Raw genomic sequence first — 21,614 nt, forward strand, 5'->3', positions numbered from 1 at the left:
GATGTCGAATTTCCGTCGGATAGGCGCGTGCGCCCGAAACCAAGTAACCATTAATCAACTCCTCGCAGATGACGACGCCTCGGGACTTCGGATCGCACTCGATTGCCCAATATTGGTTCTTTCTCCCTAAAACCGAGTCAACGATGCTCCCAATATGGGTGGAAATCGTTTGCGGGCCGTGGCACAGGGGAGCCGTCGAGGATTCGTGGTCTCTCTCAGAGATTTAGGGTCAGAGATGCGCTACGACGCAGCCGTGATCGCCTCGGTTCTCGGCCGGATTCTTGCTCAGTGGATTAGAGATCGGTCCGGCGATCTGCGGAAGTCTGAATAAGGTCTTCACTTCAGTCGACCTCGGCGTCTCGCGCCGTTACTGCCTGTCGAGCAAGCCCTGCCGCGCTCCACCCCGGCAACAGGCGAGTCGATTGAAGATGTACGATACTGACAGGAACCGGCGGTGCAGAACGGTGACTTTCATGTCGCTCAGCTGACTGGGCTGCCCACCCTGCCTTTCGGCCATCCGCCTAAAACTACTTAATCGACACGAGACGATGTAGTGGACTTCAAGGGATCAAGCTTACTGCACGGGTCGGAGGAGCTTGAGCAACGATCAGGCCGCACCTGTACAAAAATCAGCCTGTTGCGTGGCGAGTGGGCGACGGGCGGGTGAGCTCGGATATGCTGCACGTCTGAAGGTGGGCTGCCGCTGGTGTGACTACCCGGCCGAGTGCGGCCCACCGGCGACGGTGTACAACCGGTTCAACGGACAGTCGCCCTTGAGCTTCTGGCTGAAGCTGCTCAACGTGTTGGTAGAGGCTGGCGCGGTGACGCGGAGCACGGCGATCAACCGCACCCACGTAAAAGCGAAATGTGCGACATTCGGCACAAAACGATGCGCTCACACGACCCGATCGACAGTTCGCGCATGGATAATCACGCTGCGCGCACTCACGCATGTCATCGCCCATCGCTATGCGCTGATGAGTGGCCAGTCCGAGATGGAAAGGCTGAGCGCTGAGTACGAGTGAGTAGCAGGCGTACACCGCGCTCCCTTGTCTTAAAAGGATGACGGCAAGGCATCGGCGGATGGACGTCGATGCCTCACGGAACTCAGCGGTTCGCCAGCGTCGTCGGCGCGAAGCGGCGGAGGGCCGCGTCGGCGATCGCGTGCGACGAGCGCGTGGAGCCGTTCGGCAGGTCCATCGCTACCGCTGGCTGCGCGAGCACATCACGATAGAGCGAGGCCGCCGCACCGGTACGGCCGGTCTGCTGGTACACGGCAGCGAGGTTGAGCATCAGTTCGGGCCGCTGGGGAAAGATGCGCCGTTCGGTGGTCAACATCCGCTCGGCCTGTGACAAGTCGCCCGCCACGATCGCCGCGTAACCGGTACGCTCACCCGCCTGTGCCGATCCGGCTACGGCCGTGGCCGCCAATGCCACGAGGATCAATCCACGCATCGTCATCTCTCCTGCTGTCTGGGCCCATTCCCGACATTTCACTTTTATGACGGTAGAGTGTCACTTATGCGACAACGGTGCAAGAGGCTGGTTGGCACGCGCACGAAAAAGGGCGGCCCCGATCGGGACCGCCCTCGCCGCCTCTTCACGAGGGATCGTGCGATTAGAAGTCGTTGCGATACTGCTCGTTGCCGATGAAGCCGAGCTTGGTCACACCCGAGCGCTTGATGATCGCCAGGATGCTGTCGACCTTCTCGTAACGCGCGTCCGGCGCGGGCTGGAAGTGCAATTCCGGCTCCGGATTGAGTGCTGCCGAGGCGTCCAGATACTGGCGCAGCGTCACCTCATCGACGGGCGAGCCGTTCCACGCGACCAGGCCGGCCGCGTCAATGGTGATCTTGTTCTTCTGCGAGTCGACCGGATTGGGGTTGTTCTGCGAGTTCTGGGGCAGATCGACCTTCACCGCGTGCGTCTGAACCGGCAGCGTGATGATGAACATGATGAGGAGCACGAGCATGACGTCGATCAGCGGCGTCGTGTTCATCTCCATCATGGGCTCGCCCTCGGCGCCGCCTGTACTCATTGCCATTGCATGCTACTCCTTGGGCATCGTGTCAGAGGCCGGGCCATCAACCGCCGGCGGGCGCCGGCTCGGAAATGAAGCCGACCCGGGCGAAGCCGGCCTGCTGCATCGTGAAGATGGTGCCGCCGATGCAGCGGTAAGGCGTGTTGACGTCGCCCCGGATATGAGCCTCGGGCAGCGTCAGACCGGCGGCGTTCACACCACCCTGACGATCGATCTCCGCCTTGAGCTTGTCGACTGCGAGCTGGAGCAACTCCTGGCTACGAACGCGCGACTGGTTCCAGTACACCGCACATCCCCCCCCGTCGCTCGTCACGGACAGGTTGACGTTCTCCGCCTTCATCTCGGTCGGATCGAAGCGGACGTCCGGCAGCTTCAGCGGAACGGTTTGAAGCGCGACGGGGATCGCGATCAGGAAGATGATGAGGAGCACCAGCATGACGTCCACGAGGGGCGTCGTGTTGATGTCCGACAGGGGCGCGTCATCGCCTCCTCCACCAGTACTCATCGCCATATCGTGGCAATCCTATCCTTTGTCTGGGTCGCCAACCCGTCCATGCGCCCTGGCTTTAGGGTCGCTGGCGATGTCAGGGAGCGGCGGAGAGCCGCTCCCTGACGAGCATTACACGCGGGTCTGGCCGGCGGGCGTCTGGCCGGTGTTGGCCGTGGTCGCCGCCGGACGGGCAGCCGCCGGAGCCGGCTTGGCGGCGGCCGTCGCCGACGGACGCACCGCGCCGTTCGAGGCAAGGAAGCCGAGCACGTCGGTCGAGAAGGCCGACAGGTCCTTGGCAATCGCCTTATTGCGGCTCTGCAGCCAGTTGTAGGCGAGCACCGCCGGCACGGCGACGACCAGGCCGAGCGCGGTCATGATGAGCGCCTCACCGACCGGACCGGCGACCGCGTTGATCGACGCATCGCCCGACGAGCCGATCTTGATGAGCGCGCGGTAGATGCCGATGACGGTGCCGAACAGGCCGATGAACGGCGCGGTCGAGCCGACGGTCGCGAGGAAGGCGAGGCCGCCCGCCAGCTTCGAGTTGATCGCCGCTTCCGACCGGGCCAGCGAGCCGTGCAGCCAGTCGTGCGCCTCGACCGGATCGGTCAGGCGGCTGTGCTGGTCCTGCGCCGACAGGCCGTCGTCGACGAGCTGCTTGTAGGCCGAATTCTTGTCGAGCTTGGCCGAACCCTCGCGCAGGCTGTTCGACTGCCAGAACGACTGACGCACGCGCTTGGACTGGTTGATGATCTTCTGCTGCTCGAACAGCTTCGAGAACAGGATGTAGAAGGACACGATCGACATCAGCACGAGAATCGCGAACACGGACTGCGAGATCAGGCCGCCTTCGCGCAACGCGGCCTCCAGGCCGAACTCGGGTGCTGCGCCGCCGTTACCGGCGGCAGCGCCGCCCGCGGCAAGAATGATCGTCATCATGGTGGCTTATTCCCTCGGTTTGTTCAGTTTCGATTGCCGCGCGCCGGCCGCATGCCGGCGCGCGTAGACCTCAATCTTCCAGCGACCAGCGCACCGACTGCCGCGCAGTGGAGGCGATGCTCGCCCCGTTCTCGTCCTTGGCCGGCGTGTAGCGCACGCGGCTGCGGAAGATGCGGCAAGTGGTGTCGTCCAGCGCGGAATTGCCGCTGCCCGACGTCACGGTGCAGTTGGACACGCGCCCGTCCGCGCCGATCGCCAGCGACACCGAGACGCGCCCCTCGGCCCCGTCGCGCAACGCCGACGGCGGATAGGAGTCGCGACCGAAGAACTGGCCGATATTCCCGCGTGCCTGGGCCGCCTGCGAGATGCGCGGCGGTGCCGGCGGCGCAGGAGGAGCCGGCGGCGCAGGCGGTGCCGGCGGCGCGGTCGGCTGGAACTGCGGAATGATCTGCGACGTGTTGATCGCCGGCGCGGGCACCGGCACCGGAACGATCGGCGGCGGCGTCACCACCGTGGTCGGCGGCGGCGGCAGGTTGGGCTGGTCCGGCGGCGGCGGCGGCGGCTCGTCCGGCGGCGGCGGCGGCGGCGGCGGCTCGACGTCGAACGTGTTGAGATCCGGTGCCACCTGTTTCACGTACTTGTACGCGAGGCCGGTAACGAAGGCATAGCCGAGCAAGGCATGGAGCAGCGCGACGATTACGATCGCGATGATCTTGCCGTTACCCATTTTCTGGTCAACGTAGGCCATTCAGCAACGACACTCCCTCATCTGCATCGCCCTGCCTGGCCGTAGCGGCAGGACACGATGGTCCGGGATAACCCCGGAGCCCGTTGGCAGTTGTCAGACACCTATCGCCGACCCGTTCACCACGCAAACGCTTTGTCGGTTGTAACAAACGTGCAGACGCCGCCGTCGCCCTTATTCCTATGATGTTCATTAAAGTCGGGCTAGCCAGGGGCATGATCCGCACCCTTCTGCTCGCGGCGGCTGTGCCGCTCGCCGCCGCCCCCTCGACTGCCGCCGTCCAGACGCCGCTGCCAGCCGCGGACGCCGCCCTGCCCGCTTACGCGGACATGGCCGACCTGGTGCTGGCGGCACCCGTGATCGCCGACGCGACGATCAGGTCGACCGCGCGCATCAAGGGCGCGGAGGCGGTGGGCCTCGCTCCCGGCAAGCAGCGCTTCTACGTCGAGGCGGACGTCGCGTCGCTGATCCGGGGCGCGGCCGGACTGCCGGCGCGGATCGGCTATCTGGTCGACGTCCGTCTCGACGCGCGCGGGCGGGCGCCGCGGTTGCGCAAGGAGCGCGTGCTGATCTTCGCGCGCACCGTGCCGAACGCATCCAATCAGCTGCAGCTGGTCGCCACCGACGCGCAGCTCGACTGGAGCGCGGCGCTCGACGCGCGGGTGCGCGAGATCGCGCGCGCCGCGTTGGCCGCCGACGCCCCGCCGACGATCACCGGCATCGGCAGCGCCTTCCACGTCGCCGGGTCGCTGCCCGGCGAAGGCGAGACGCAGGTGTTCGTGCAGACGGCGGACAAGGCACCGGTATCGCTGTCGATCCTGCGCCGACCGGGCGAGCAGCCGCGCTGGTCGGTGGCGCTGGGCGAGATCGTCGACGAGGGCGCAGGGCCGCCGGCGCGCGACACGCTGCTCTGGTATCGCCTCGCCTGCGGATTACCGCGGGCACTGCCGGCCACGAGCGTCTCCACGCTGTCGCCCGAGGACGCCGAGATCGCCGCGGAGGATTACCGCTTCGTGATCGACGCGCTGGGCCCCTGCGCGCGGTCCCGCGCGATCAGCGGCGATCGCGGACCAGCGTGACGCCAATCGACTCGCCGGCCTCCGCGATGGCGAGCTTGACGATCTTGACCTGCACCGCCGTGACGCGCGCGTCCTGAAGGAACAGCGTCTCGCAGATGTGATCGGCCACCCCCTCGATCAGGGTGAAGTGCACGCCAGGCGGCAGTGCCCCCGTGGCGGCATGTTTCAGGTCGAGATAGTTCTTGGAAGCGGACAGCGGCGTGTCCGGCGCGAATCGGTCGGGGCAGATGAGGTCGACCGTGATGGAGATGCGCAGGGGCTGCGGCAGGTGCGTCTCCTCCGAGTAGATGCCGGTGAGCACCTGCACCTCGATGTCGTGCACTTCCAATTGTAGACGGTCGGCCATGGCGGCCGTGTAGCAGGTGGCGGCGACGACGGAAGCCCACGCTTGCGCGCGCGGCTCACGGCGCTACAGCGCGCCCCCGCCGCCCGTCGCGCCGGAGACCTTTCCCGCCCATGCCGACCATCGCCATCGTGCCACTGCGCCCCGAGCACGAGGCCGCGGTGGAGTCGCTGCTCGACCGCGCGTTCGAGCCGGGGCGCCACACGCGCACCGCGTACAAGGTGCGCGGCACCGCCCGTGCGCTGGCGACGGCCAGTTTCGTCGCGCTGGCGGACGGTGTCGTGGTCGGATCGATCCAGTGCTGGCCGGTCGCCCTGGCCGAGGACGCGGGCAGGCGGTGGCCGCTGGTGATGGTCGGCCCGGTCGCGGTGGCGCCCGAGCGGCAGCAGGGCGGTCTCGGCCGCCGGCTGGTGGAGACCGCGCTGGCGGCGCTGGACGCGAGCGGAGAAGGGAGTGAGATCGGGGGTCAGGTGCTGATCGGCGATCCGGAATATTACGGCCGCTTCTTCGGCTTCTCGGCCGAGCGCACCGCGCGGTGGCGATTGCCCGGCCCCGGCGAGGCACGGCGGCTGCTCGCGCGCGGCGCGGGCGTGCCCGACCGGCCGGGATCGCTCGGCCCGCGATAGACAATGGCGCGCCGGCTTCCTACGTTCCCCACCATGCCGATGGAGCCGATCCCCGACCTCGCGATGCTGGACCTCGCCAGCATCGTCAAGCTGATGGAGGAGCGGCGGCTGCCGCCGGTCGACCGGTGGAACCCCAGCCATTGCGGCGATGCCGAGATGCGGATCGCGCGCGACGGCACCTGGTATCATCAGGGATCGCCGATCGGTCGGCCGACCATGGTGCGGCTGTTCTCCACCGTGCTGCGGCGGGAACCGGACAGCGGGTTCGTGCTGGTCACGCCGGTCGAGAAGCTGTCGATCGAGGTGGAGGACGCACCGTTCCTGGCCACCGCGCTGAAGGTGGAGGGCAAGGGTCGCGCCACCCGGTTGGCCTTTCAGCTCAACACCGGCGATCTCGTGACCGCGGGAGCGGAGCATCCGCTGCGGTTCGAGGAGGGGGAGGATGGGCCCCGCCCCTATCTCCACGTCCGCGGCGGGCTGGAGGCGCTGGTCGCGCGGCCGGTCTATTACGAGTTGGCCGAACTGGCACTCGCGGGCGAGCAGTCGGGATCGTCGGGACCGGGGCTGTGGAGCGACGGCGCCTTCTTCCCGCTGGCGGCGGCATGAGGCTGGCCGATCGGCTGCGCGCAGCATTGACGGAGGATCACGGCGCGGCGCTGGTCGGGGGCGATCTGGCGGAGCTGGTCGATCGCCCTGCCGACGACATGATGGCGGCGGCCGTGCTGATCGCGGTCACTGATCGGCCCGAGCCCGGCGTGATCCTGACGCAACGCACCGACACGCTACGCCATCATCCGGGCCAGATCGCCTTTCCGGGCGGACGGGTGGAGCCGGGCGAGGACGCGGTCGCCGCCGCGCTGCGCGAGGCCGAGGAGGAGATCGCGCTGCCGCCCGCCGCGGTGGAGATCGTCGGCCCGGTCGATCGTTATCGCACGGTGACCGGCTTCGACGTCGTGCCCGTGATCGGCGTCGTACCGCCCGACCTGACGCTGGTGCCCGCCGAGGCAGAGGTGGCGAGCGTGTTCGAGGTGCCGCTTGCTTTCGTGCTGAACGCCGGCAACCATCGCGCGGGCAGCGGATACTGGCGTGGCGCGGAGCGGCGGTTCGTCGAGATACCCTGGCAGGAGCGCCGCATCTGGGGCGCGACCGCGGCGATCATCGTCAACCTGTCGCGGCGGTTGCGATGGGCATGACGTTGCCGGAGGCGGCCTGGCGCCGCCGCGAGGGGCTGGCCGAGCTGATCGCGGCACTGACCGTCGAGGGCGATGACGCGCGTTTCGTCGGCGGCTGCGTACGGGACACCTTGCTGGGCGTACCGGTGTCCGACGTCGACGTGGCGACGCGCCACCGGCCGGAGACGGTGATGGCGCTGCTGCGCGACGCCGGCATCAAGGCGGTGCCGACGGGCATCGCGCACGGCACCGTCACCGCGGTGATCGGTGGCGAACCGGTGGAGGTGACGACGCTGCGCCGCGACGTGGAGACCAACGGCCGCCACGCGGTGGTCGCCTTCACCGACGACTGGCGCGAGGATGCGGGGCGGCGCGACTTCACCATGAACGCGCTCTACGCCGATCCGACGAGCGGCGCCGTGTTCGATTATTTCGGCGGCTTGGGCGATCTGGCCGCGCGGCGGGTACGTTTCATCGGGTCGCCGTTGGCGCGGATCGGCGAGGACCATCTGCGTATCCTACGCTTCTTCCGCTTCCACGCGCGGTTCGGCGACGAAGTCGACGACGAGGGGCTGACGGCTTGCCAGGCGCGGGCGAACGACCTGATGGCCTTGTCGCGCGAGCGGATCGCGGCCGAGCTGCTAAAGCTGCTGGTCGCGCGCGATGCCGTGTCGGTGATGACGCTGATGGTGAAGCGGGGCATCCTGACCGCCGTGCTGCCGGAGATCGATGCCGCGGGGGCGGAGCGGCTGCAACTGCTCGCCGCGCGCGAGGCTGCGGCCGGCGTCGCGCCCGAGGCCATCCGCCGGCTCGCGGCGCTGCTGCCGGTGGGAGAGGCCGAGGCGGTCGGCGCGCGGCTGAAACTATCCAACGCGCAGCGCCGGCGACTGGCGGCGGCGACCGACGGCGGGGGCGACGAGGGACCGCTGGCCCTGGCCTACCGCGTCGGTCGCGAGAGCGCGGTCGATCGGCTGCTGCTCGCCGGCGAGGACCCTGCCCCGGCCCTGAACTGGACGCCGCCGCGGCTGCCGCTGTCGGGTGGCGCGCTGGTCGCACGCGGGCTGGACAAAGGACCGGCGGTCGCCGCGGCGTTGAAGGCGGTGGAGACGCGGTGGATCGCCGAGGGTTTCCCGGAGCCCGCGCGCGTCGAGCAGATCGCCGACGCGGTGGCGGCTCAGGCCTTGGCGTTGAGCAGCAGCTGAAGCGCGGCGTCCGCCTCCAGCGGGCGGGCATAGGCGTAGCCCTGGCCGTAGGTGCAGCCGAGCGCGGCGAGCGTCTGGCCCAATTCCAGCGTCTCGATCCCCTCGGCCGTGGTGCGCATGCCGAGCGCCTGGGCGAGGCTGAGGATCGCGCGCACGATCGCGACCTTGTCGCCGTCGCCCAGCATGCCGGTGATGAAGCTGCGATCGATTTTCAGGATATCGATGGGAAGCTTCTGCAAATAGGCCAGATTCGAGTAGCCGGTACCGAAATCATCCATTGCCAGCGTGGTGCCCAGCGCCTTCAATGCGTGGATCGTGTCGGCGATGCCGGCCGGGTCGCCAACGATCGCGCTCTCCGTCAACTCCAGCGTGAAGCGATCGCCGGCGAGCCCGTTGTCGCGGAGCGCCGCGGCGACCACCGGCGCGATGACGTCGCGCTGGAGCTGGATCGCCGACAGATTGACGGCGACGCGGACACCGCAATCGCCGCCGAGCCGCGCATCCCACATCGCCAGCGTCCTCGCCGCCTCAGCAATCGCCCAGCGGCCGAGTGGAACGATCAGGCCCGATTCCTCGGCCACGGGAATGAAATCGGCGGGCGCGTGCTCGACCCCGTCGGGCGTGGTCCAGCGTGCCAGCGCCTCGAACGAACTGACGGTTCGGGTGCGCAGGTCGCAGATCGGCTGGAACGTCAGACGCAGCTGGCGCTGCTCGATGGCGTGGCGGAGCGCGGTCTCCATGCCGAACTGCTCGCGCAGGCGAACGAAGGCGTGGTCTTGGTAGGTTTCGGCATGGCCGGTCGACTTGGCGCGCTTGGCGGCGAACTGCGCGTGGCGGATCACCTCCTCCGGATCGGTCGCGTCGGCGTCGAAGGCGATGCCGATCGAGCATTCGACGCCGATCTCATAGTCGGTCAGGCGGAACGGCGCGGACAGCGCCGCGGTGATCCGCGACGCGACCTCGCGCGCCTCGTCGGGCGCGTCGTCGATCGCCAGCAGGATGCCGAACTCGTCGCCGCCGATGCGGGCCAGCGTGTCGCGGGCGCGCAGCGCGCCCTTGATACGGCGAGCGACGGTGATGAGCAGTTCGTCCCCGGCAAGGCTGCCCATGCACGCGTTGATCCGGCCGAAGCGCGCCAGGTCGACGACCAGCACGGCATGCGCGCCATCGCCGATCGCCGCCTCCAGCAGGTCGGTAAAACCTTCCCGATTGGGCAGGCCGGTCAGGCTGTCGGTGGTCATCTCCCGGCGGAGCGAGCGTTCGGTGTGATGCTGCGAGGTCAGGTCGATGAAGGTGATCGTGCAACGGTCGGCGGTCGCCGACGAGGTTCTGGCGAAGGCCACGCGGTAGTAGCGGCAGTCGATCGCGGCGCCGATCGTCCAGTCGAAATCGATGCGCAGCTCCGCCGAGGCCAGGAACCCGGCGATGCGCGGCCCCAGCGCGTCGAGCATCGGCGACCGATCCGTTACCGTGCCGAGGCCGGACAAGCGATAGAGCTTGTTGAAGGCGACCAGTTCCAACCGCTCGGCGCGACGGCGGACATGGACGCTGGGGATCGGAATCAGGTCGAGCACGCGCGCCACCGCCTCGTCGTCGAGCACCGCCAGCGTGTCGGTCGGGGGATCGGGCAGGTGGAGTGGCATCTCCCGTGGCATGGGGGCGGGTTGGTTAAGAACGGCTAAAGGTCGGCCGACCGCTCAACCGAATCGATTGTCGCGCGGGAAGCCCGTGGGCGGCATGCGCCCGGCCGCACCGCGCGCCGCGCGCCACGCGGACAGGTCGGTCTCCGTGCGGGTACGGCCGCTGTCGCCACCCATCGGCCAGCTCAGCCCGTCTGCGAAGACGAAGGTGCGCGCGTCGGACAGGCCGCCGTCGCGGAAGCGTTGGAGCTGCAGGCCCTGCCCGCGCGTCATCTCCACCAGCTCGGCGAGCGGGAAGACCAGCATCTTGCGGTTGTCGCCGATCGCCGCGACGTAATCGTCGGCGGGCGCGATCGGGCGGACCAGCTTCAGCTGCGCGCCGGCGCGAGGGGTGAGGACGGTCTTGCCCTTGCGCGTCTCCGCCAGCACATCGGCGACCGGCACGACGAAGCCGCGGCCGTCGGTGGCGGCGACCAGCAGCCGACCTTCGCGCACGCCCTTGAGCAGCGCCACGATGCCGACGTCGCCGGCGAGGTCGACCGTGGCGCGCACCGGCTCGCCGAAGCCGCGGCCGCCGGGCAGCTTGTCGGCGGCGAGCGTGTAGAAGCGGCCGTTGGCGGCGGCGAGCAGCAGCTTGTCGGTGGTCTGCGCGTGAAAGGCGAAGGCGGGGCCGTCGCCCTCCTTGAACTTGAGCGTGTCGGCGGCCCCGAGGTCGGCGTGGCCGCGCAGCGCCCTGATCCAGCCGCGCTGCGACAGGATGACGGTGATCGGCTCGCGCTCGATCATCGCCTCCAGCGGAATGTCGCGGGTGGGGGCAGCTTCCTCGACGGTGGTACGGCGGGCGCCGAGGGCGGTCTCCTGGCCGTAGCGGTCGCGGACCTTGGCGAGATCGCGCTTCATGCGGTTGCGCTGCTTGACGGGCGACTCGAGCAGCGCCTCCAGCCCCGCGCGCTCCTTGGCGAGGGCGTCGCGATCCTTGCGGATCTCGAACTCCTCCAGCCTTCGCAGGGAGCGCAGGCGCATGTTGAGGATCGCCTCCGCCTGCCGGTCGGTGAGGTCGAACTCGGCGATCATCACCGCCTTGGGCTCGTCTTCGGTGCGGATGATCTCGATCACGCGGTCGAGATTGAGATAGGCGACGAGATACCCGTCGAGCAGTTCGATCCGATCGGCGATCTTCGAGAGGCGATGGCGGGTACGGCGGTCGAGGACGACGAACTGGTGGTCGACCCAGGCGGCGAGCGCCTGTTGGAGGCTCATCACCCGGGGCGTCCGCTCATGGTCGAGGACGTTGAGGTTGAGCGGGACGCGCACCTCCAGGTCGGTGAGGCGGAACAGGCCGTCCATCAGCACGCCCGCGTCGACGGTGCGGCTGCGCGGTTCGAGGACGATGCGGACCACCGCGTCCGATTCGTCGCGCACGTCCGCCAGGATCGGCAGCTTCTTGTCGTTGATGAGCGCGGCGATGCCCTCGATCAGCTTGCCCTTCTGCACGCCGTAGGGGATTTCGGAGACAACCGCCTGCCAGCCGCCGCCCTTCTCGCGCTCGACCGTCCAGCGGGCGCGGACGCGGAAGCTGCCGCGCCCGGTGCGATAGCTCTCGGCGATCACGGCAGGGGGATCGACGACGAGGCCGCCGGTCGGGAAGTCGGGGCCTCTCACGTACGCCAGCACGTCGGCGGCGCGGTCGTCGACCAGCGCGATCGCGGCGTCGAGCAGTTCGGCGGCGTTGTGCGGGGGGATGCTGGTCGCCATGCCGACGGCGATGCCGGCGGCGCCGTTGGCCAGCAGGTTGGGGAACAGGCCGGGAAACAGCTCCGGCTCCTGCTCCTCGCCATTGTAGGTGGGGCGATAGGCGACGGCGTCTTCGTCCAGGCCGTCCATCAGGTCGATCGCGACCTGCGTCAGCCGCGCCTCGGTATAGCGGTAGGCGGCGGCGTTATCGCCGTCGATGTTGCCGAAATTGCCCTGGCCGTCGACCAGCGGGTAGCGGAGCGCGAAGTCCTGCGCGAGGCGGACCATGGCGTCGTAGACCGACTGGTCGCCGTGCGGGTGGTATTTGCCGATCACGTCGCCGACGACGCGGGCGCATTTCTTATACCCCTGCGCCGGATCGAGCTTGAGCAGGCGCATCGCCCATAGCAGGCGGCGGTGGACCGGCTTCAGCCCGTCGCGCACGTCGGGCAGCGAGCGCGCGGTGATCGTCGACAGCGCGTAGACGAGGTACCGTTCGGACAGTGCGCTGTCGAAGGGTGCGTCGAGGATGCCGATCGGGGTTTCAGGGCCGGTGAGCGCCATATGTTCCGGGTTCATGGCAGGTGGCGGCGCGGTCGGCAAGGTGGTGACAGGGTCACGATCGCTTGACTCGATTGCCCCCTGAACGGAAACTCGCGGGGCCGACCGTTTCCGTTCGCGAGCGGATGGATCGTGACGATGGGAAAGAGCGGCCCTTCGATAGCAGCAGGGCCGCTTGTAGGACAGGCCGGTAGCGGCCAAGCAGGTGGGCATGATCCGCCTTGCTTTCCTGGGCCTGCTCGCTTTCACCGGCGCGGCAATGACCGATGCTCCCACCCCGCTGCTGACCTGGCCGGACCTGACCGGGCGGACGCAGCCGAAGCCCGATGCGACGCTCGCCTACGGGACCGACCAGATGCAGAAAGTCGATGTGTGGCTGCCGAAGGGCGCAGGCCCGCACCCCGTGGTCTTGATGGTGCACGGCGGCTGCTGGACGACCTCGATCGCCGACCGGAGCCTGATGAACTGGATCGCGGCCGACCTGCGCGGGCGCGGGCTGGCGGTGTGGAACATCGATTATCGGGGGCAGGACCGCGCCGGCGGCGGCTATCCGGGCACCTTCGCCGACGCGGGCGCCGCAGCCGACCTGCTGCGCGACAAGGCGGCCGAGTACCGGCTGGACACGCGCCGCGTCGTGGCGGTGGGGCATTCGGCGGGCGGGCATCTGGCGCTGTGGCTGGCGGGGCGCGGCCGGTTGCCGGCGGGAAGCCCGCTCAAGGTCGCGGACCCGTTGCGGATCGACCATGTGGTCAGCCTGGGCGGGCTGCCCGACCTGGAGGCGACCGCCGCCAGCCCCGACAATGGCTGTGGCACCGAGGTGGTGGGCAGGCTGGTCGGCAGCGGCCGGGCCGATCCCTACGCGGACACCTCGGTACCCAGGCTGCTGCCGCTCGGCATCCGCCAGGATCTGGTCAACGGGCGCGAGGACCGGATCATCCCCTATCGCCTCGCCACCGATTACGTCGCGGCGGCGCGGCGGGCGGGCGACCGGGCGACGCTGCACACGGTGCCGGCGACCGGCCATGTCGAGCTGATCGCGCCGGAGACACCGGCCTGGACGGAGGCGCGGCGGCTGGTCGAGGCGGCGCTGCGGGGCGAGCAGGAGGACGCGCGATGACGTTGGACGAGGCACGGGCGCTCGACGCAGCCGATCCGCTGGCGCCGATGCGCGAGCGGTTCGCCCTGCCGGAAGGGGTGATCTACCTCGACGGCAACTCGCTGGGGCCGCTGCCCGTCGGGACCCGCGCGGCGATGACGGACGTGGTGGAGCGGCAATGGGGCGAGCGGCTGATCCGCAGCTGGAACGAGGGCTGGATCGACGCGCCCACGCGGATCGGCGCCAAGATCGCGGCGCTGATCGGCGCGGCGGCACACGAGGTGATCGTCGGCGATTCCACCTCCGCCAACCTGTTCAAGGCGTTGGTGGCGGCTCTTCGCATCGATCCGGGCCGCGGCGTGGTGCTGAGCGAGACGGGCAACTTCCCGACCGACCTGCACGTCGCCGAGGGTGCGGTCGCCTGCGTGCCCGGCGCGTCGCTGCGCGCGGTGCCGCGCGGCGAGGTGGCGGCGGCGATCGGCGCGGACGTGGCGGTGCTGATGCTGACCCACGTCCACTACAAAACCGCCGAGCGGTGGGACATGGCCGCCCTGACCGCGGCGGCGCACGCGGCGGGCGCGGTGGTGGTGTGGGACCTCAGCCACTCGGGCGGCGCGGTCGAAATCGACCTAAGCGGGGCCGGCGCCGACCTAGCGGTGGGATGCACGTACAAATATCTGAACGGCGGGCCGGGGGCGCCGGCCTATCTCTACGCGGCCGAGCGGTGGCAGGAGCGGCTGTCATCGCCCCTGTCCGGCTGGATGGGCCATGCCGAGCCGTTCGCCTTCGCCGACGCCTATGCGCCCGCACCCGGCATGAAGCGCTGGCTGGCGGGGACGCCGCCGATGCTGGCGATGGCGGCGCTGGAGGCGGGGGTCGATCTGTGGGCGGAGGTCGACCGCGCCGCGGTGTGGCGCAAGAGCGCGGCGCTGTGGGACATCATGGCGGCGGCAGGCGCGGCGGCGGGGCTCCCCTGCGTGACGCCCGCCGACCCGGCGGCGCGCGGCAGCCATATCAGCTTTCGCGTGCCCCACGCCTTTGAACTGACCCAAGCGCTGATCGCGCGCGGCGTGATCGGCGACTTCCGCGCGCCCGATGTGCTGCGCCTGGGGCTGACGCCGCTCTACCTGAGCCACGAGGACGTGTGGCGCGCGGGCGAGCTGCTGCGCGAGATCATCGCGGACGAGACGTGGCGCGATCCGCGCTACGCGGAGCGACTGGCGGTGACCTGATTGCAGGGTCAACCACCTTCCACTATATTCGGTTCGAATTCGGACAGGAGGACGGCATGCGCTTCTCGACCCAGATCAAGCCGATCAGCTACGTCAAGGCGAACGCGGCGGAGATCATCGCCGAGCTGAACGACGGCGGGCCACCGATCGTCATCACCCAGAACGGCGAGGCGACCGCCGTGCTGCAAGGCGTTGCGGAATATGAGAGGACGCAGGAGACGCTGGCGCTGCTCAAGATCCTGGCATTGGGCAAGCGTGAGATCGCCGAGGGCAAGACCCGCCCCGCGCGCGAGGTGCTGGAAGAATTGCGCGATCGGATCGCCAAGGGCGAAACGGGCAGCCGGTGACCGGCCGCTTCTCGGTCGACGTCAGCCGCGCAGCGGAGGCGGACTTGGCTGCGATCGTCGACTATCTGACCGATGCTCGCGGCGCCGACGATGCCGCCGCGTTCGTCACAGCCATGCTGGATAGAGTCGCCACGCTGGCGCAATTTCCGCTACGCGGCGCAATACCCCGCGAATTGGAGGAAGCCGGCGAGACCGATTTCCGACAGCTTCTCTTCGGACGTTTCCGCCTGTTCTACGAGGTGGATGGTAGCAAGGTGACGCTCGTATTGGTCGCCGATGGCCGGCGCGACATCGCCGCGCTACTGCGTGACCGTCTGGTACGCTCGCCATCCCTGCGCTGATTGCACGCCCCTGCCCCTTCGCCTATAGCGCCGACGATCATTCCGCCCCCGGCGCGCGAGCGTTCTCGCTTGGCGTCGGGGCGTTTCATTTCAGGGGAAGCGCATGGCTCGCCGCCGCCAGATCTACGAGGGCAAGGCCAAGATCCTGTACGAGGGTCCCGAACCCGGCACCTTGATCCAGTATTTCAAGGACGACGCCACCGCCTTCAACGCCCAGAAGAAGGGCACGATCAACGGCAAGGGCGTGCTCAACAACCGCATCTCCGAGCATGTCTTCACGTTGCTCGATCATATCGGCGTGCCGACGCACTTCATCCGCCGGCTGAACATGCGCGAGCAGCTGATCCGCCAGGTCGAGATCATCCCGATCGAGGTGGTGGTGCGCAACGTCGCGGCGGGATCGCTGTCGAAGAAGCTGGGGATCGAGGAGGGCACCAAGCTGCCCCGCACGATCATCGAATATTACTACAAGGACGACGCGCTGGGCGATCCCATGGTGTCGGACGAGCATATCGCGTGTTTCGGGTGGGCGAGCCAGGAGGAGATGCACGACATCGCGGACCTGGCGATCCGCGTGAACGATTTCCTGTGCGGGCTGTTCGCGGGCGTCGGCATCAAGCTGGTCGACTTCAAGCTGGAGTTCGGGCGCATCTGGGACAATGATTACGGCCGGATCATCCTGGCCGACGAGATCAGCCCGGACGGCTGCCGGCTGTGGGACATGGAAACCAACCGCAAGCTGGACAAGGACCGTTTCCGCCAGGACCTGGGCGAGGAAGCGGAAGCCTATCAGGAGGTCGCACGGCGGCTGGGCCTGTTGCCCGAGGGCGAGGACGGCGCGGTGCTGGACCTGGACAGCCATCGCAAGCGGCGCGGCAAGTAAGGCGAGGAACCCCATGAAAATCAACATTTTCGTGACGCTGAAGCCCGGCGTGCTCGACCCGCAGGGTCGCGCGATCCACCACGCGCTGGGCTCGCTCGGCTTCGAGGGCGTCGGCGACGTGCGCGCGGGCAAGCTGATCGAGATGGAGGTCGCCGACGACACCGACGACCAGGCGCTCGACGCGATGTGCCGGCAGCTGCTCGCCAACACGGTGATCGAGAATTACCGGATCGAGCGCGCATGAAGACGGCGGTGCTGGTCTTTCCCGGTTCCAACTGCGACCGCGACCTGGCCGTGGCGCTGGAGCGCGTGACGGGCACCGCGCCGGCGATGGTCTGGCACGGTGAGACGGCGCTGCCGGACGGCGTGGGCCTGGTCGCGGTGCCGGGCGGCTTCTCCTACGGCGATTACCTGCGTTCCGGCGCGATCGCGGCGCGGTCGCCGATCATGCGCGCGGTGGTGGAGGCGGCCGACAAGGGGCTGCCGGTGCTGGGCGTGTGCAACGGTTTCCAGGTGCTGACCGAGGCGGGGCTGCTGCCCGGCGCGCTGATGCGCAACGCGCGGCTGACCTTCGTCTGCCGCGACGCGACGCTGACGGTGGGCAACGCCTCGTCGGCGTTCACTAGGAGCTATGCGGCGGGCGAGCGGATCGTGGTGCCGGTCGCGCATCACGACGGTAACTACTACGCCGACGACGAGACGCTCGACCGGCTGGAGGGTGAGAACCGGGTGGCGTTCCGCTACGCCGACACGGTGAACGGGTCGCGGCGGGACATCGCGGGCATCCTTAACGCGCGCGGCAACGTGCTGGGCATGATGCCGCACCCGGAGCGGCGGGTGGAAGCGGCGCACGGCGGCACGGACGGGCGGCGGCTGTTCGAGGGGCTGCTGGAGACGGTGGGGGCTTGAAGCCGCCCTCCCCTCCCGCACGCGGGAGGGGAGCCGCAGGTTACCGTCGTCCGCGCCAGATGCGCAGCGATGCACCCGGCGCCAGACCGCCCTGGTGCGCGGGGCAGCGCCGGTAGCGGAACGTCTTGTCCAGGCAGATCCACACCTCGTCGAGCCAGCCCTGCCGGTCGGCGGTGACGCGCATCATGTCGGGCGACAGGCCGGGATTGGCACGCGCCATCGCCTGCGCGAAGCCGCCGGCGGTCAGCGGACGGCGCGACAGCGCGTCCATGTCGGGGTAACGCAGCCGGCCGTAGAGCGCGGTCGCGCGGCCGAAATAGCGCGCGGGGGTGTAGCCGGCCATGCAGGTGCCGTGCTTGGCCCATTCGTGCTGGAGCAGCTGCGCCGAGGGCGTCGCGCACAGATTGGCGGCGATCGTGCGGCGCGGCAGCAGGTCGGTGGCGCGGCAATATTGCGGCCAGTCCTTGCCCACCCCGTCGGGCCAGAGGCCGTGCAGGGTGAAGCCGAAGCGGTTGCCGTCCGCGCACTGGAAGCGCGAGGAGGGGCGGTCGGCATTGGCGCGGCAGTAGCCGGGCGACCAAGTGATCGCCAGCGTGTAGCTGCCGATCGGCAGGATGCGGCGCGGCTGGCTCTGCGACGGCAGGTCGGGACGCGGGCGCGGCATGGCGGACGGCACGCGGCAGCTATACGCCTGCGCGGTCGCGACGCCGGGCAGCAGCACGACCGCGGCGGCGAGGACGAGCGCGAGCCTCACGCGTCCTCCTCCCATTCGGGGTGCGGGCGGGCGAAGAAGTCGCGCGCGGCGGGGCGGAAGAACAGCACGATCGCGACCGTGGCAAGCAGCGTCTGGAGCGTGGTGAGGACACCGAACAGGCCGCCGGCGACGACGCCGCCCGACACCTGCATCAGGAAGCCGACGAGATTGACGGCGGTGATCCCGCTCAGCACCCACAAGGCGATGCGGTTGCCGCCGCGCGCGGCGAGGATCAGGAGCAGGATCGAGGCGCCGAGATAGGCCGCGTAGATGCCGATCGCCCCGCCGGTGCCGATCGCGGCCACCGTGCTGGCCCAGCCCATCGCGGCGAGCACCAGCGCCAGGACCAGCGAGCCTGCGTAAAGCTGTTCCCCCAGTTTCACCGATTTCGGCCGCATGCCGCGTTCCCCCCTTCGTTGTCGGGCCGGGATAGCCGGTCGCGGGCGGGGCGCCAACCGCCTGCCGCGACCGCCCGCCCCGTCCGGTCAGTCGAAGCCGCGCTCCAGGAAACGGTCCACCACCGCGCAGTGCAGCGCGATGCCGCGCGCCATCACCCGCTCGTCGATCGTCATGCGCGTGTTGTGGAGCGGCGGATTGACGGCAGGGTCGGTGCCGGTCGGCGCGGCGCCGATAAAGGCCATCGCGCCCGGCACGTCGCGCAGCACGTAGGAGAAGTCCTCGCCACCCATCATCGGCGCCTTCATCACCTCGTACGGCGCGTCGATCGCCGCGGCGCCGTCGCGCATCACCTGCACGGCGCGCGGGTCGTTCATCGTCACAGGATAGCCTGCGTCGATCCGCGCCTCCGCGGTGGCGCCGTGCGCGGCGGCGATGCCGGTCACGATCCGCTCGAACGCGTCGAACATCAACGCGCGGGTCGGTTCGGACAAGGTGCGCAGCGTGCCGAGCAGCTCGGCGGTGTCGGGAACGATGTTGTGCGCGCCGGTGCCCGCGCTGATCGTGGTGATCGTCAGCACGGCCGGGTCGGACACGGGCACGCGGCGCGCGATGAACGTCTGGAGCGCGGTGACGATCTCGCAGGCGATCGGCACCGGATCGATATTGTCGTGCGGCATCGCCGCGTGGCCGCCGCGCCCGGTGATCCGGGCGTGCACCGTGTTGGCGGAGGCGAGCAGCGGCCCGACCCGGCTGACCACCACGCCCGATGGCATGTTGGGCGACACGTGCAGCGCGAAGGCGGCGTCCGGCGCCGGATCGGCGAGCAGCCCGTCCTCCATCATGAAGCGGGCGCCGTGATGCCCTTCCTCGCCCGGCTGGAACATGAACACCACCGTTCCCGGCAGCCGGTCGCGGCGCGCGCTGAGCGCCCTGGCGGCGCCGACCAGCATGGCGGTGTGCGTATCGTGGCCGCAGGCGTGCATCCGCCCCTCGTGGCGCGAGGCGAAGGGCAGGCCCGTCTCCTCCGACATGGGCAGCGCGTCCATGTCGCCGCGCAGCAGCACGGTGCGGCCGTTGTCGCCGGTCTGGCCGCGCAGGATCGCGACGAAACCGGTGGTGGAGCGGCTGTCGCGAATCTCCAGCGGCAGCCCGGCGAGCGCCGCCTTGGCCTTCTCGGTCGTCAGCGGGCAGTGGAGCCCGACCTCCGGCTCGGCATGGATGGCACGGCGCAGCGCCACCACCTCGTCGAACTGCTCCTCCGCCGCGGCGGCCCAGCCGCCCTGCTCGTCGAGACCTATCGCTTCACTCCTCTATCGTCACACCGGGCTCGTCCCGACGTCCAGAGCCCGGCAGCGCTTCCGCTCGTGGCCCTGGATGCCGGGACGAGCCCGGCATGACGGGTGTCACCCCCGGAACAATCCGCCCAGCACGCCGCGCATCACCTGACCGATCAGCCCCCCGGACGACGAGCGCCCGCGCCTGGTCGTGCCGAATACCTGCTTGCCGATCTCGTTCGCGACCTGACGGCCGATCGACGAGCTCGCCGCGCGGCCGGCCGAGGTCGCCATCTTGCCCCACGGGCTGTTCGCGGCCGCGCGATCCGCGTCGCGCCGTTGCCGGTCGGCGATCCGGGCGGCTGCGATCCGGTCACGCTCCGCCTGCCGCGCGAGCTCGGCGTCGAGCTTCGCCTGCCGCGCCGTCGCCTTCTCCGCCGCGGTGGACGCCTTCGCCTCGGCCGCCGCGGCACCCGCCGCCTGCGTCTTGGCGGCGAGCAGTTCCTCGGCCGACTCGCGGTCGACCGCCTGGTCGTATTTGTCGCCGACCGCATCGGTCTCGATCAGCACGCGGCGCTCGTCGGGGGTGACCGGCCCGACGCGGCTGGCGGGCGGCGCAATCAGCGTGCGCTCGACCGGCGACGGCGATCCGTCCGCCAGCAGCATCGACACCAGCGCCTCGCCCACCTTCAGCTCGGTAATCGCGGTCGCGACGTCGACGTCCGCGTTGGCGCGAAACGTCTCCGCCGCGGCGCGCACCGCCGCCTGGTCGCGCGGGGTGAAGGCGCGCAGCGCGTGCTGCACGCGATTGCCGAGCTGCCCGGCGACCTTGTCCGGGATGTCGATCGGGTTCTGCGTGATGAAGTAGACACCGACGCCCTTCGACCGGATCAGCCGCACCACCTGCTCGATCTTGTCGAGCAGCACGTCCGGTGCCTCGTCGAACAGCAGATGCGCCTCGTCGAAGAAGAAGCACATCACCGGCTTGTCGGGATCGCCCACCTCCGGCAGCTGCTCGAACAATTCGGAGAGCAGCCACAGGAGAAAGGTGGAGTAGAGCTTCGGCGCCGCCATCAGCCGGTCGGCGGCGAGCACGTTGACCACGCCGCGCCCGTCGTCGGCGATGCGGATCAGGTCGGTCAGCTCCAGCGCCGGCTCGCCGAAGAAATGCTCCGCGCCCTGCCCGCGTAATTGCAGCAGCCCGCGCTGGATGGCGCCGACCGACTGTTTCGACACGTTGCCGTAGGTGGTGGTCAGCTCCTGCGCCCGCTCCGCGCAGTGCGCCAGCATCGATTGGAGATCGTCGAGGTCGAGGAGCAGCAGGCCTTCCCGGTCGGCGACGTGAAAGGCGATGGTCAGCACGCCTTCCTGCACCGCGTTCAGCCCCATCAGTCGGGCGAGGAGCAGCGGCCCCATCTCGCTGACGGTGGTGCGGACGGGATGACCCTGCTCGCCGAACAGGTCCCAGAACTGGACGGGCGTCTCGCGATACGCCCAGCCGGTATCGCCGATCTCCGCCGCGCGCGCCGCGAAGGCCGCGTGCGTCTTGGCGGTGGGGGAGCCGGGCATGGCGAGCCCGGCGAGGTCGCCCTTCACGTCGGCGACGAAGCACGGCACGCCCGCGGCCGAGAAGCCCTCGACAATGTTCTGCAACGTCACGGTCTTGCCGGTGCCCGTCGCCCCCGCGATCAGGCCGTGCCGATTGGCCCGGCGCAGGTCGATCGCCTGTCGCGCGCCCCCGCCCGTGCCGATGAAGATGCCGTCCGCCATGCGCGATAGTCTAGGCGCGCGGCCGGCAAAGAGAAAG

25 protein-coding genes are annotated in these 21,614 nt (G+C 69.5%); 13 read left to right on the plus strand and 12 right to left on the minus strand.

The features are described from left to right. Positions 1-773 precede the first annotated feature (773 nt). Complete coding sequence (locus BM145_RS16095) at positions 774-1,025, plus strand: hypothetical protein (RefSeq protein WP_177200204.1); 252 nt, start codon at positions 774-776, stop codon at positions 1,023-1,025. 82 nt (positions 1,026-1,107) lie between these two features. Here BM145_RS16095 and BM145_RS12425 read toward each other — a convergent pair whose 3' ends face one another. The 5 genes from BM145_RS12425 to BM145_RS12445 form a co-directional block, all read right to left on the minus strand. After that, positions 1,108-1,455: a tetratricopeptide repeat protein gene (locus BM145_RS12425; RefSeq protein WP_093333983.1), complete on the minus strand. Its 348-nt coding sequence runs from the start codon at positions 1,453-1,455 to the stop codon at positions 1,108-1,110. 163 nt (positions 1,456-1,618) lie between these two features. After that, entirely contained in the window at positions 1,619-2,044 is a 426-nt protein-coding gene (locus tag BM145_RS12430; RefSeq protein WP_093333984.1) for an ExbD/TolR family protein, read from the minus strand. 40 nt (positions 2,045-2,084) lie between these two features. Then, complete coding sequence (locus BM145_RS12435) at positions 2,085-2,552, minus strand: ExbD/TolR family protein (protein ID WP_093333985.1); 468 nt, start codon at positions 2,550-2,552, stop codon at positions 2,085-2,087. Positions 2,553-2,660: 108 nt separating this feature from the next. Continuing rightward, complete coding sequence (locus BM145_RS12440; RefSeq protein WP_093333986.1) at positions 2,661-3,470, minus strand: MotA/TolQ/ExbB proton channel family protein; 810 nt, start codon at positions 3,468-3,470, stop codon at positions 2,661-2,663. 70 nt (positions 3,471-3,540) lie between these two features. Beyond that, entirely contained in the window at positions 3,541-4,218 is a 678-nt protein-coding gene (locus BM145_RS12445) for an energy transducer TonB (RefSeq protein WP_093333987.1), read from the minus strand. A 212-nt stretch (positions 4,219-4,430) separates the two neighbouring features. Between BM145_RS12445 and BM145_RS12450 the strand changes: the two genes are divergently transcribed. Beyond that, positions 4,431-5,294, plus strand: coding sequence for a hypothetical protein (locus BM145_RS12450; RefSeq protein WP_245739326.1), 864 nt, complete (start codon positions 4,431-4,433; stop codon positions 5,292-5,294). On the opposite strand, the gene BM145_RS12455 is transcribed toward BM145_RS12450, so the two are convergent. Next, positions 5,269-5,640, minus strand: coding sequence for a dihydroneopterin aldolase (locus tag BM145_RS12455; RefSeq protein ID WP_093333989.1), 372 nt, complete (start codon positions 5,638-5,640; stop codon positions 5,269-5,271). The genes BM145_RS12450 and BM145_RS12455 overlap by 26 nt on opposite strands. A gap of 110 nt (positions 5,641-5,750) precedes the next feature. Between BM145_RS12455 and BM145_RS12460 the strand changes: the two genes are divergently transcribed. From BM145_RS12460 to BM145_RS12475, 4 genes are read left to right on the plus strand one after another with little or no spacing between them, the layout of a single operon-like run. Then, positions 5,751-6,263: a GNAT family N-acetyltransferase gene (locus tag BM145_RS12460; protein WP_093333990.1), complete on the plus strand. Its 513-nt coding sequence runs from the start codon at positions 5,751-5,753 to the stop codon at positions 6,261-6,263. A 33-nt stretch (positions 6,264-6,296) separates the two neighbouring features. Next, positions 6,297-6,869, plus strand: a complete 573-nt coding sequence (locus BM145_RS12465; protein ID WP_093334131.1) for a DUF1285 domain-containing protein — start codon at positions 6,297-6,299, stop codon at positions 6,867-6,869. After that, positions 6,866-7,456 (plus strand): CoA pyrophosphatase, encoded by a 591-nt coding sequence (locus BM145_RS12470; protein WP_093333991.1) that lies wholly within the window; start codon positions 6,866-6,868, stop codon positions 7,454-7,456. The genes BM145_RS12465 and BM145_RS12470 overlap by 4 nt, the downstream gene beginning before the upstream one ends. Then, the gene (locus BM145_RS12475; RefSeq protein ID WP_093333992.1) at positions 7,447-8,637 is read left to right on the plus strand and encodes a CCA tRNA nucleotidyltransferase; all 1,191 of its coding nucleotides are present in this window, start codon (positions 7,447-7,449) and stop codon (positions 8,635-8,637) included. The genes BM145_RS12470 and BM145_RS12475 overlap by 10 nt, the downstream gene beginning before the upstream one ends. Here BM145_RS12475 and BM145_RS12480 read toward each other — a convergent pair. Together BM145_RS12480 and parC are read right to left on the minus strand one after the other, a co-directional pair. Next, entirely contained in the window at positions 8,610-10,280 is a 1,671-nt protein-coding gene (locus tag BM145_RS12480) for a putative bifunctional diguanylate cyclase/phosphodiesterase (RefSeq protein ID WP_093333993.1), read from the minus strand. The two genes, BM145_RS12475 and BM145_RS12480, sit on opposite strands and share 28 nt — an antisense overlap. 54 nt (positions 10,281-10,334) lie before the next feature. Further along, positions 10,335-12,575 carry a DNA topoisomerase IV subunit A gene (gene parC / locus BM145_RS12485; protein ID WP_093333994.1) on the minus strand — a complete coding sequence of 747 codons (2,241 nt, stop codon included), beginning with the start codon at positions 12,573-12,575 and terminating at the stop codon, positions 10,335-10,337. A 208-nt stretch (positions 12,576-12,783) separates the two neighbouring features. Here parC and BM145_RS12490 point away from each other — a divergent pair, with 208 nt between their 5' ends. The 7 genes from BM145_RS12490 (at position 12,784) to purQ (ending at position 17,380) form a co-directional block, all read left to right on the plus strand. Continuing rightward, positions 12,784-13,689 carry an alpha/beta hydrolase gene (locus tag BM145_RS12490; RefSeq protein ID WP_342741814.1) on the plus strand — a complete coding sequence of 302 codons (906 nt, stop codon included), beginning with the start codon at positions 12,784-12,786 and terminating at the stop codon, positions 13,687-13,689. After that, positions 13,686-14,900: a kynureninase gene (gene kynU / locus BM145_RS12495; protein ID WP_093333995.1), complete on the plus strand. Its 1,215-nt coding sequence runs from the start codon at positions 13,686-13,688 to the stop codon at positions 14,898-14,900. Before BM145_RS12490 ends, kynU begins: the two co-directional genes overlap by 4 nt. Before the next feature lie 56 nt (positions 14,901-14,956). After that, positions 14,957-15,247: a type II toxin-antitoxin system Phd/YefM family antitoxin gene (locus tag BM145_RS12500; RefSeq protein WP_093333996.1), complete on the plus strand. Its 291-nt coding sequence runs from the start codon at positions 14,957-14,959 to the stop codon at positions 15,245-15,247. Beyond that, positions 15,244-15,588 (plus strand): type II toxin-antitoxin system RelE/ParE family toxin, encoded by a 345-nt coding sequence (locus tag BM145_RS12505; RefSeq protein ID WP_093333997.1) that lies wholly within the window; start codon positions 15,244-15,246, stop codon positions 15,586-15,588. Before BM145_RS12500 ends, BM145_RS12505 begins: the two co-directional genes overlap by 4 nt. 103 nt (positions 15,589-15,691) lie before the next feature. Beyond that, a complete protein-coding gene (gene purC, locus BM145_RS12510; protein WP_093333998.1) occupies positions 15,692-16,471 on the plus strand; it encodes a phosphoribosylaminoimidazolesuccinocarboxamide synthase in 780 nt (259 codons plus the stop codon). Positions 16,472-16,484: 13 nt separating this feature from the next. Continuing rightward, positions 16,485-16,715, plus strand: a complete 231-nt coding sequence (gene purS, locus BM145_RS12515) for a phosphoribosylformylglycinamidine synthase subunit PurS (protein WP_093333999.1) — start codon at positions 16,485-16,487, stop codon at positions 16,713-16,715. Further along, entirely contained in the window at positions 16,712-17,380 is a 669-nt protein-coding gene (gene purQ, locus BM145_RS12520; RefSeq protein WP_093334000.1) for a phosphoribosylformylglycinamidine synthase subunit PurQ, read from the plus strand. Before purS ends, purQ begins: the two co-directional genes overlap by 4 nt. Before the next feature lie 40 nt (positions 17,381-17,420). Here the strand turns inward: purQ and BM145_RS12525 are convergent, their stop codons facing one another. The 4 genes from BM145_RS12525 to BM145_RS12540 all read right to left on the minus strand — a co-directional run bounded on the left by BM145_RS12525 (position 17,421) and on the right by BM145_RS12540 (position 21,577). Further along, complete coding sequence (locus BM145_RS12525; RefSeq protein ID WP_093334001.1) at positions 17,421-18,134, minus strand: ribonuclease T2 family protein; 714 nt, start codon at positions 18,132-18,134, stop codon at positions 17,421-17,423. Then, positions 18,131-18,532, minus strand: coding sequence for a hypothetical protein (locus tag BM145_RS12530; protein WP_093334002.1), 402 nt, complete (start codon positions 18,530-18,532; stop codon positions 18,131-18,133). Before BM145_RS12530 ends, BM145_RS12525 begins: the two co-directional genes overlap by 4 nt. Positions 18,533-18,619: 87 nt before the next feature. Next, positions 18,620-19,831, minus strand: coding sequence for a M20 metallopeptidase family protein (locus BM145_RS12535; protein WP_093334003.1), 1,212 nt, complete (start codon positions 19,829-19,831; stop codon positions 18,620-18,622). 105 nt (positions 19,832-19,936) lie between these two features. Further along, entirely contained in the window at positions 19,937-21,577 is a 1,641-nt protein-coding gene (locus BM145_RS12540; RefSeq protein WP_093334004.1) for a helicase HerA-like domain-containing protein, read from the minus strand. Positions 21,578-21,614 lie beyond the last annotated feature (37 nt).

Origin of the sequence: Sphingomonas rubra, from assembly GCF_900115745.1 — a bacterium.
GTDB classification, from domain to species: domain Bacteria; phylum Pseudomonadota; class Alphaproteobacteria; order Sphingomonadales; family Sphingomonadaceae; genus Sphingomonas; species Sphingomonas rubra.